This window comes from Rhizobium sp. RHZ02, assembly GCF_014851575.1.
GTDB lineage: Bacteria > Pseudomonadota > Alphaproteobacteria > Rhizobiales > Rhizobiaceae > Rhizobium > Rhizobium altiplani.
On the sequence record NZ_JACUZX010000049.1, the window covers coordinates 1 to 10,116 of the forward strand.

The 10,116-nt window shown below is 55.7% G+C and carries 9 protein-coding genes; all 9 read right to left on the reverse strand.

Translation table 11 applies throughout. The annotated features are described in order from the left end of the window. Positions 1-169: 169 nt before the first annotated feature. The 9 genes from IB244_RS30885 to IB244_RS30925 all read right to left on the reverse strand — a co-directional run bounded on the left by IB244_RS30885 (position 170) and on the right by IB244_RS30925 (position 9,740). Entirely contained in the window at positions 170-1,132 is a 963-nt protein-coding gene (locus tag IB244_RS30885; RefSeq protein WP_192306810.1) for a dihydrodipicolinate synthase family protein, read from the reverse strand. A gap of 128 nt (positions 1,133-1,260) precedes the next feature. Continuing rightward, complete coding sequence (locus tag IB244_RS30890) at positions 1,261-1,965, reverse strand: GntR family transcriptional regulator (protein WP_025662796.1); 705 nt, start codon at positions 1,963-1,965, stop codon at positions 1,261-1,263. 711 nt (positions 1,966-2,676) lie between these two features. Continuing rightward, positions 2,677-3,174 carry an acyltransferase gene (locus IB244_RS30895; RefSeq protein ID WP_192306812.1) on the reverse strand — a complete coding sequence of 166 codons (498 nt, stop codon included), beginning with the start codon at positions 3,172-3,174 and terminating at the stop codon, positions 2,677-2,679. 111 nt (positions 3,175-3,285) lie between these two features. Continuing rightward, positions 3,286-4,929: a glycosyltransferase gene (locus IB244_RS30900; protein ID WP_192306814.1), complete on the reverse strand. Its 1,644-nt coding sequence runs from the start codon at positions 4,927-4,929 to the stop codon at positions 3,286-3,288. Beyond that, on the reverse strand, positions 4,926-6,047 hold the full coding sequence (locus IB244_RS30905; RefSeq protein ID WP_192306816.1) for a DegT/DnrJ/EryC1/StrS family aminotransferase: 1,122 nt from the start codon (positions 6,045-6,047) through the stop codon (positions 4,926-4,928). Before IB244_RS30905 ends, IB244_RS30900 begins: the two co-directional genes overlap by 4 nt. Further along, positions 6,044-6,535: an acyltransferase gene (locus tag IB244_RS30910; RefSeq protein WP_192306818.1), complete on the reverse strand. Its 492-nt coding sequence runs from the start codon at positions 6,533-6,535 to the stop codon at positions 6,044-6,046. Before IB244_RS30910 ends, IB244_RS30905 begins: the two co-directional genes overlap by 4 nt. Further along, positions 6,522-7,670: a DegT/DnrJ/EryC1/StrS family aminotransferase gene (locus IB244_RS30915; RefSeq protein WP_246733561.1), complete on the reverse strand. Its 1,149-nt coding sequence runs from the start codon at positions 7,668-7,670 to the stop codon at positions 6,522-6,524. The genes IB244_RS30910 and IB244_RS30915 overlap by 14 nt, the downstream gene beginning before the upstream one ends. 8 nt (positions 7,671-7,678) lie before the next feature. Continuing rightward, a complete protein-coding gene (locus IB244_RS30920; protein WP_192306822.1) occupies positions 7,679-8,695 on the reverse strand; it encodes an NAD-dependent epimerase/dehydratase family protein in 1,017 nt (338 codons plus the stop codon). A gap of 4 nt (positions 8,696-8,699) precedes the next feature. Continuing rightward, the gene (locus IB244_RS30925) at positions 8,700-9,740 is read right to left on the reverse strand and encodes a Gfo/Idh/MocA family protein (RefSeq protein ID WP_192306824.1); all 1,041 of its coding nucleotides are present in this window, start codon (positions 9,738-9,740) and stop codon (positions 8,700-8,702) included. Positions 9,741-10,116: the final 376 nt, after the last annotated feature.

The following is a 10,116-nucleotide window of genomic DNA, read 5'->3' on the forward strand; positions in this document are numbered from 1 at the left end:
CCAGACCAGCCATGGCATGAGGGCCAGAGGCCGCCAACTTCGCCCCGCCTCAGAACCCAACTAAAACAACCAACGTCCAAAAAACAAACCCGCCGAAAATATCGACGGGTTCGTCAGCAGTCTGAGGCCCTCCAATCGGAGGGCCTTTCGATTTGAGAGCCTTTGGAAATCAGGCCTTGTATTTCTCAACGGCACCCGGGAGCTTGCTCCATTCGGCGTACCAGGTGTTGAAGAGCTTGAACTGAGTTTCGACGTAACCGCGCTGGCTATCGGTCAGGGCGTCGGTTTCGTAGAAATGGAGGGTGTATTCCTTGTCGCCCTTCAATACCATCATGTGCTTGAAGAACAGCACGAGGTCCGGGCCTTCGTCGAACGACGAGAGGACGGCAAGTGCCTGCTCGAGCTCCAGCGCGCGCTGGCGGGCATCTGCGTCGCCGGCAGCAGCGGCCTGGGCGAGGTTGCAGAGGTGCAACACTTCCTTCGGCAGCACGTTGCCGATGCCGGTGATCGCTCCGGTCGCACCGCAATTGACGAAGCCATGGAAGACGGCCGTGTCGACGCCGATCATCAGCGAAACGCCATCATCGCGGCTGGTGATATTCTCTGCTGCATAGCGCATGTCTGCAGCGCCACCGAATTCCTTGAAGCCGACGAGGTTCGGATGCTCGGCGCGCAGTGCGAGGAACAGGTCCGCGCGCGTGGCGAAGCCGTAGTAAGGGCTGTTGTAGATGACAGCAGGAAGATCGGGGGCAGCCGAGAGGATTGCCTTGAAGTGCGCCCTCTGGGCCGCGATTACCGAACCACGCGACAGGACGCGCGGGATGACCATCAGACCCTGTGCCCCGACCTTCTGGGCATGGGCCGCATGCGCGACGGCCGAGGCGCTGTTGACGGCGCCGGTGCCTACGATGACCGGAATGCCAGCCTTCACGAGACGCTCCACGCCTTCCATGCGCTGTGCATCGCTCAGCAGTGGCCAATCACCCATGGAACCGCAATAGACGACAGCCGACATGCCCTGCGCGATCAACTCCAGGCCCTTGCGGACGAGTGCGTCGTAGTCGGGGGTACGGTCTTCCTTGCAGGGGGTCATCAGGGCCGGAATTACACCGGAGAAAATCTTGGCCTTCATTGCGAAACTCCTATTGCCTGGCGGGACGGGCAGGGATCGCCGCGCGCCTCCACCGGCACCGGTCCCCGTGTCTTCGACGGCGGTTATATCACTTGCATATTATTTGTCGACAAAAAATATGCAGCAGATCAGAGGGCGATATCCAGTTTTCCGCCGCGCGCGAAAAGCTTCTGTATTTGCTGCACGATCTGCTCGGCATGGATCGTCGCCAAGCGGTCGGCGGCCTCGCTGTCGCGCGCGGCGATGACAGCGATAATGTCTTCGTGCTCGTCGACGAAACGTTGCGGCAAGCGGTCTTCATAGGACTGGTAATAGAGCCGCAAGATGCGTCGCCCCTCATCGAGGAGACGATTGAAGAGACCGGAGAAGTAGGCGTTGCGGCCTGCCTCGGCGATGGCTGAATGGAAGGCAGCGTTGGTGGCAATCATCGCCAGGGCGTCCTGGGCCGCGACCGCTGCGGCGAAGTCGGCCTGATGCGCGCGGATCACCTGCAGATCTTCGAGGCGATGATACTGGGCGGCCAGACGGGTGGTCACGCGATACATCAGCACCAGCGCATCGAAGAAGGTATGCATATTGAGGAAATCGATATTCGATACCATGGTCGAGCGATTGGGCAGCGTGTCGATCAGGCCCTCGCCGGCCAACCTCACCAGCGCCTCGCGGATCGGCGTGCGCGACATCTTGAAACGCTCGGCCAGTTGCACCTCATCGATCGGACTGCCGGGCGGTAAAACCAGGTCCAGGATCTCATCGCGCAAGAGGTCGTAAACCATCTTGACGCCGGAGCCTCGCTTGCGTTCGGGAGTGGACTTCGTATCGGTATCAGTCATGCCGGTATCCTCTTGTCGACAAAAGGAATACTTTTTCTCGCGTGCTGGTCAATAGCTCTGGCAACTCGGGCGGGTGAAATGCCCGGAGCAAGGCCTCTAAAATCGGAATCGATTTTCGATTCTGACGTAGCCTGTCATGCTGAGCCGTCGGAGCGGGAATTTTCGACTTCTGGTTCCTGCAAGGGAGAGAAGGGAAAGTCCCATGGAGGCGGCATCGACTTTTCGGAAGCGCAGATTGCCTTTTACGACTCGCTTGCCCCTGCTCTAGCAAGGCCGTCGCCGCGGAGGTTCTGGCCCGCCGGGGATATCTGGCTGCGATTGTTTCGGGTATCTGGGAAGGTATCGGTTGCAGGGCCTGATGGGACGGAGACTTGTAAAGTCTCGGCCTCAAGCCGACCCTCGCGGCAACAATTTCAGCTTTGCGCCAAGCGCGGTCACCGCGGACGTCGAGCACTTTTTCTTTGGGCGATGCAGACGAGTGAGCAAATATAGAAGCAGCGGTCCGGCACCTGTAGCCAGTTCGATTTCTCTTTCATCGGTTGCTTGACGACAGTATCAGCGATGACACAAACGGCTCTCCATCATCCCATGCATTGATACGGCCGACCGCCAAATAGTTTAGGGACGCCTTGTTTGCCGCTCAGCGTGTCAAAAGGCTAGCGCGGGCCGGTGGCTGCATCACGGGGTTCAGATCAAAGTCCAACGCCTGTACTACGTCTGGATTCTAGCAGGACAGCCCCAGACTTTACTTCCAGCTGGAACATCGTGATTAACAAAAGACATCGCGCCAACCACCGCGCCATCTCCAATCGTCACGCCACGAGAAATCACGCTGTTGGGACCGATGTAGACGCCGCTGCCAATCTTGGTTGGAGAATATGCGATCGGCGCTTTTCCCAGTGTTAAGCTTCTTTGCACAGTGTCATGTGAATAGATCTGAACACCAGTGGAGATTGAGCAGTGGTCACCGATCGAAAGCCCGCCAGTCCCATCCAATACCGTTCCAGGACCAATCCAGGTATGGCAACCGACACGGACCTCTCCCATAACGAGGGCACTGTCATAACAGGATGTACCCTCACCAAATCCATATTCACGCGCATTTTCCCAACGATCAGTTATCAAATCGCCGAAGGACACGCGCCGCTGGAATTGCGCGAGCTTCTTGAGTTGCAGCGTTTTTTGAAGTGCTCTCAATGTTTCAATCATGAGTGAACTTGCTCTATCTACTTTGACCGTTGAGATAAACTCACCACAATGGGCCAAAGACGCGGTAGCCTCACACGTGTGATATTCCACACCTATCGCTCTTGCCCAAGACTAGACCGTTGCAGCCGTCCGCCCCACCGATTTCACACGCATGGCAAGAAGACCTTCGATATCGAGTGCGCGATCGTGGCGACTATTTGCGCGGAACAATCGCGCCATTAAATCAAGCCAACTATCAAAGTCCTCATTTCCAATCCAAGCAACCGAGAGGCAGTCCCCAGGCAACGGTCCGTCAAACGAGTCGTCGTTGGATGGATCCGTAAGCTCGTTTGTTTCGATCAACCATTTGGTTCGCCTAATGGAAACGTGAGGGACGGTCTTGGCTTGTTCAAGCAGGAAATCCCTCAAATCCTTGTCGCCAATGATATCACTCAGGAGGAGAAGCCAAGCGATCTCGACCGGATCCATCTGCGCCAAGGCCGGCGACGATGTGCCCTGGAGATTGCTACGACGACTAAGTAGAATGGCGGCCTCTCCTGCATCTCCCTCGAGCAGCGAGATAATGCCGAGCAGAACCCATGGCTCGGCGATATGGCTAATCCAAGTACTTAGCTCTCTCAGGGTCTGCGCGACCTCCTTGAAATCTCCTCCCTTCAGAATTGCCGATCTGGCCGAACGAAGCACTGCGGACATCGGGCTGTCCGGAACGGCCGCGTTCACGAAAACTACGGAAGCGGATTGCATTGGAACGATCTCGAATTTGCCGAACCAATTGATTTGTCTGACAACTTCGCCTGAACGAACGGCGCGGCGGCACTCGTACCAATCTGCAATATAAGTCCACGCCTGACGCGTATAGCGGCTGTGGACGAGTTCATAACCCTTTTTGCGGATGTCGGAATAAAGATCGAGGTCTTTGCTGACCTCGTTGATCTTTTGGTAGAGCTCCTTTCCGCTGCCCATGATGCAGTTTTGCATATCCACAAAGCCGTATTCTTTCAGACGATCGGAGTCAGGAGCAAGAAGAACCGTACCGCAAGCTGGTATCTCAAGGTGCTTGCGAACGACGTAGTCCAGCCGCGTCGTGTCGGCAGCCGAAAAGTAGCTTTGAGAAATTAACTGAGCGTATCTAGCGTCACGAACCTCAAATGGCCTGCGGTCCTGTAGCCTATAGCCCGGATGAGTATAAATTAGCGTTGGAAAGAAGTGTTGAATCTCGTGGGTCAGCTTTGCCCGCCACGGGTAGAAACTCGGGAATAGATGCCCACTCATTATGTTGATGGGGATGATCTTTTCCAAGTTATAGTCATGGAATATCTCGGGATCGATAAATTTCGGAATGACGAAACAGGCAAATTGCGAGAGCTCCGGCATATGCTGCAGATGTTCCAGCCCGAAGCAGAAGATCGTGTCAATGCCGTATTCAGTGAGAGCGCTCAACGTGAGTGGCCGCATCGGGTCGTGTGGATCGCAATTGAAGTACAGCGCCCGCGGTATCTCTGGGTAGGTATGAATGTTTGTGATGTTAAGCCGTAGTGGTCTGCCGGAATGCACTGCCGAAAATATGACGAAATCGGGCTGCAGCTCATCGCAGACGGCTTTGAAATCGAAATCGCGGTCGACAACACTAACCTCGCAGTGGTGAGCAAGCGCGTAAATCCACTCGTCGACCACATTGGTGAGAACTGGAGCAGTGGTCGTATTGAGCTGCGGCAACACGCATAGAACGCGTCTGCGCTGTGTTGCCACCGTCATCTCTCACCCTTTTCGAAAAATGAGCAAATTGCATCGACGACTTGTTGCTGCTGCGCCGCGGTTATGCCAGCGAACATGGGCAAAGACAGCCCCTGGCCGGCAAATTCTTCCGTTGCAAGAAATTCACTTTGGGCGCTTTCGACTTGCGCCAAGCAAGGCTGCCGATGCAATGGAATGGGGTAGTGCAATCCGGTCTGGATACTTCTTGAATCAAGGTGCGACCGTAGGTCGTCGCGCCGATCCGTGCGTACAACGTAGAGATGGTAAACATGATCGCCATGCACGACTTCAGGGAGCGTAAGGGGCGTGCCTTTCAAGCCCTCCCTATACCGTTCTGCGGCCCGCTTCCGCTGATCAGTCCAATCATCAAGATGCCTTAGCTTGCTGTTCAAGACCAACGCTTGCAGGCCATCCATGCGGTAGTTATAGCCGATCTGTTCGTGGAGATAACGCTGCGTCTGCCCGTGATTTCTCAGTGCCCTCAGCCGCTGAGCGAGGTCGGCGTCTTGCGTGACGATGAGGCCGCCTTCACCCGCTGCACCGAGATTCTTGCCCGGGTAGAAACTGAAACAGCCCATTGACCCCATCGATCCGAGCGGTCGACCGTTGTAACGAGCGCCGATTGCTTGGGCCACATCTTCTATCATTGTCAGTCCGTGACGCTCGGAAAACTCCAGCGCTGCCTTCATATTTGCGGGCTGACCGTAAAGATGAACCGGAATGACTGCTTTCACATCGCCATCCAGACGCCTTTCCGCATCCGCAAAGTCGATCGTACCCGTAGCACGTTCCACATCACAAAAAACCGGAACAGCACCCTGATAGATCACCCCCCACAAGGTGCCGATAAAGCTATGGGCCGGTACCAGAACCTTGTCTCCCGGGCCTATGCCCGCTGCAATGACCGCCAGATGCAGAGCAGCACTGCCACTGCTGACGGCAATGGCGTGATCGACTTCAAGATAGGAGGCGATCGCCTTTTCGAATTCGTCAACCCATGGCCCCAGGCAAAAAGCGCTCGCATCGAACAGCCGTTCGATCTCCGGCATGACATTATGGCGAATCTGCTCCCATTGGATAGAGAGATCGACGAAAGGTACCGTTGTTTGTGAACTCATCGCCCACTCTCCGACATGTCGCGAGTAGACCCTATCACACGTGCTGGATTGCCCGCGACGATGGCATATTCGGGAACGTCTTTGGTCACCACCGCCCCCGCTGCTACCATAGCCCTTGGTCCAATTACAACGTCCGGTAGAATCGTGGCATTACTTCCGATCGATGCGCCGGAGCAGATACGGGTGGGAAGGCAGACCCAATCTTCCGAGCCCTGCAATGCACCGTCAGCGTTTGTCGCAGCCGGATAACGATCGTTTGTGAACATGACGCCATGGCCCACGAACACCTCGTCCTCAATGATGACACCAGAGCAGATGAAGCTATGGGACTGGATCTTGCATTTTGCACCGACGTGGACATCCGATTGGATTTCCACGAAGGTGCCGATCCGTGTTCCACGGCCGATTGTGCAGCCATACAAATTGACGAGATCTGGATGGAAAATCAGTACCTCATCTTCAAAAACGACATTGTCAGCGATGGGCATTGGGCCACTCCTTTTCAGCAAGGATCTCTGACAAGGCAGTCACCACGCTGACTTGTTCGGCATCCGTCATTCCGGAGAAAAGTGGCAGTATGAGATGAGCTGCGCTGACATGTTCGGATCGGGAAAGCCCTGCATGTCGAGCCCCGCGCCAGGGCGCCTCAAGGTGGCTGGACATGACTGCACGTCGGGTCGCTATTTTTCGGTCGAGCATCTCCTGCATGACCTCTTCGCGATCTGCACCTTCAGGCAACCCAATTGAATAGCTCTGCCAGTTAGATTTCGCCCAGTTCGGCTCTTGCGGTACGATTATACCGTTGACGGGCATCAGGAGTTCGCCGTAACGCTTCGCCAATTTCCGCCTTTCGGCAACAATTCCATCGAGACGCTTTAGCTGCTCTCGTCCAACCGCAGCCTGAAGGTCGGTCATGCGGTAGTTGAAACCCGTCTCGGTGTAGGTCTCGATCACAACACGATTGGATGCATGACGGGCGAGGTCGGAGACAGACATTCCATGTTGCCTCAGAAGGCGGCACTTCGCGTCTATTTCAGGGTTGTTCGTGGTGATCATTCCGCCCTCACCCGTCGTAAGAACCTTGCGGGGATGAAATGAGAAGCATGCCACGTCGGAGAGCACGCCACCGATCCGGTGCCATTGGTCATCGACCAGGATCATCGATCCGCTGGCGCAGGCGGCGTCTTCCACCACTGCCAGCCCATACGCATGAGCGACCGCGCAAATCGCCTGCAAGTCGCACGGCATACCAATTTGGTCCACACACAACACGGCTTTAGTCCGCGACGATATCAGCACCTCAATACTGGTCGGATCCATGTTGTAGCTACCTGCACCGATGTCGGCGAAGACCGGCTCGGCACCACACATATGGATGGCATTCGCTGTCGCAATGAAGCTGTGACTGACCGTGATCACCTCGTCACCCGGTCCAACACCGACAGCCAGCAGTGCCAAATGAAGCGCTGTCGTACAGTTGGAAACCGCGCACGCATATGAGGCACCGGTCATTGCAGCGAACTCCGTCTCGAACCCAAGAACCTGTGGTCCCTGGGTCAACCAGCCGGAAGCGATGACGGAAGCGAGTGCGTCTGCTTCTTCTGGACCCACCGTTGGGCGCATAAGGGGGATCACTTGGCCGACTCCAGCACGGAGACACATTCATCCCGCCACCATCGCACCAGATCGCGCAATCCATCTTCCAGCCCGATCGAAACTTGGAAACCAAGTTGCGCCCGCGCCTTTGACGGATCGGCCAACCGCCGCTCGACTGGGTTAACGTTGCGAGCAGGTTCATGGTGGATTCCGAGATTTTCCCGTCCCATGATCTTGAGCAGCGTCTGCGCCAATTCTTTTAGAGAAACTTCGGCCCCTGACGCGACATTGTAGACTTCGTCCGAAGCAGAAGAGAGAGCCGCCGCGATATTCGAAGACGCGACGTCACGAACCTCCACGAAATCCATGGTTTGCAAGCCGTCACCAAAGATGATCGGAGGTTGATTGGCAGCAATTCTCTCCATCCACCGGATCAAGACTTCCGTGTAGCGGCCGTGGATATCCATGCGCGTTCCATAGACATTGAAGTAACGAAGCGCACAGTAGTTAAGGCCGTACATATCGTTGAATGATCGGAGCAGCTTTTCGTTGAAGAGCTTCAGGCCGCCGTACAATGTTCGATCGGCGTAGGGTGCTGCGGCCTCCGTGGTCGGAAATTCTGGAGCATAGCCATAGATTGAAGCGGACGACGCAGCGATGATCTTCTGAATTTTGTGTTTCACGCAGAGCTGCAGAAGATCGAATGTGGCGCGGCCCATAACCTCAAAGGCCTCGGCGGGTTCGGCGGCACAATGTGTAATCCTCAAAGCGGCCTGATGGAATACGATATCGGCGTCTCGCACCAGCTCGTCCATGAGCGCATTGTCACGAATATCGCCGTTTACAAGCCGCAAGCGCGGGTCGGCGGCAACGGAAGAGAGATTCTCAGACCTCCCACGCACCATATTATCGACAGCCACAACGGCCTGAACCTCGTGGCCCATGAGTTGATCGACAATGTGCGAGCCGATGAAGCCGGCGCCTCCGGTTACTAAAATGCGCTTCCCTCTTAGGAAATCTGAGGCGTTCGATTGTTTAACCTTTTGTTCCATCGTCTCACTCTGCCGCGATGATATTGAATGTGTTGCGCTTACTGCATGCGACCTGCTGCAAGCTGCGCTCCAGTGCCGACTGCGCCCGCTCCAGCGTTCTGACAATCCTCAGTCCGAAATCACCATCAGTTTGGCAACGCTCCTGCCCGAGGATGGAGCGACGGAGGTGTTCAACCACTTCTGTAAGCGGCTCGGGGCCGGAAATGCGCGGGGATGTCACCGCGCCGATTCTGTAATTCGGAAGATTGATCTCGCGATCCTGATTGGAATGGATAGTGATGCCGGAATCATAGATCTTGACCGGCTCATCGCGGTTCAAATCATCCCAGACAGCCATTTGCTTGCTGCCCCCAAGAGCAATCCGCCGCATTTTTACCGGCGACATCCAACTCAGATTGAGGTGCGCGACCATAGAGTTCTCGTAATGCAAGGTGATGTAGGCGATATCGGGCGATTTGTCGTTGACGTGACAATACCCGCTGGCCTCCACTGAAACCGGCTTTGCCGCAAACAGATAGTCCAGGATCGATAGGTCGTGAGGAGCGAGATCCCAGAGCACATTTACGTCCGGTTGAAAAAGGCCCAAATTGACGCGCTGGGAGTCAAAATAGGAAATATGCCCGAGCGTGCCGCTTGCAACGAGATCTCGGAGCTTTCGAACGGCAGGATGGAAGAGGAAGGTGTGATCAACCATCAGAGTTAAGCCATAGGCTTTGGCCCGCGCGACCAGGTCTTCCGCCTCTTCACTTGAACCGCACATGGGCTTCTCGATCATCACATGCTTGCCGGCGTCCAAACCGGCCTTAGCAAGCGAGTAGTGCGAGGACACCGGCGTTGCGATGACCATTGCATCAATATTTGGATCGAGAATGACAGACGAAGCGTCTTCGTAAATCGCGGCGCTCGGGAACGATTGCGCCAGTCGTTCTCGAACCTCCAGCCGCGTGTCAACAATTGCGGCTAACTGAATCCCAGGATTGCTGGAAAGGACACGTAGCAGGTTGCGCCCCCAGTAACCTACGCCGCATAAAGCCACCTTGATCATGCCAGCAAGACCCTCACACTTAATCGGCATGACTTATCGTGGTGCAATCTTGCCCCAGCCTGACGGTTACTGTTGAGGCGAACTCTAATCCTCGATCGAAGGTGAAACTTGTATTCCGGCTCCGCAGTCAGCGGCAAAGCTTCGTGTTGGGCTTCGGCTGGGCGTTGTGTCGCTGCTGAAACACATGCGAATTTGGGCGAACCTGGCGGCTTGAGAAATCGACACGGAGTCCAAAAAAAAGCTCCTCGACGCCTATGCGGAGGAGGTTTCTGTGAGGCGACTTGACTGGCAAATATTCAGGTTTTGTTGGTTGCGGGGGCAGGATTTGAACCTGCGGCCTTCAGGTTATGAGCCTGACGAGCTACCGGGCTGCTCC

Excerpts from the sequence above, each read along its gene's own strand:
- IB244_RS30890 (WP_025662796.1), bottom strand. The coding sequence starts at position 1,965 with ATGACTGATACCGATACGAAGTCCACTCCCGAACGCAAGCGAGGCTCC.
- IB244_RS30915 (WP_246733561.1), bottom strand. The coding sequence starts at position 7,670 with ATGCGCCCAACGGTGGGTCCAGAAGAAGCAGACGCACTCGCTTCCGTC.
- IB244_RS30905 (WP_192306816.1), bottom strand. The coding sequence starts at position 6,047 with ATGAGTTCACAAACAACGGTACCTTTCGTCGATCTCTCTATCCAATGG.
- IB244_RS30910 (WP_192306818.1), bottom strand. The coding sequence starts at position 6,535 with ATGCCCATCGCTGACAATGTCGTTTTTGAAGATGAGGTACTGATTTTC.
- IB244_RS30925 (WP_192306824.1), bottom strand. The coding sequence starts at position 9,740 with ATGATCAAGGTGGCTTTATGCGGCGTAGGTTACTGGGGGCGCAACCTG.
- IB244_RS30920 (WP_192306822.1), bottom strand. The coding sequence starts at position 8,695 with ATGGAACAAAAGGTTAAACAATCGAACGCCTCAGATTTCCTAAGAGGG.
- IB244_RS30885 (WP_192306810.1), bottom strand. The coding sequence starts at position 1,132 with ATGAAGGCCAAGATTTTCTCCGGTGTAATTCCGGCCCTGATGACCCCC.
- IB244_RS30900 (WP_192306814.1), bottom strand. The coding sequence starts at position 4,929 with ATGACGGTGGCAACACAGCGCAGACGCGTTCTATGCGTGTTGCCGCAG.
- IB244_RS30895 (WP_192306812.1), bottom strand. The coding sequence starts at position 3,174 with ATGATTGAAACATTGAGAGCACTTCAAAAAACGCTGCAACTCAAGAAG.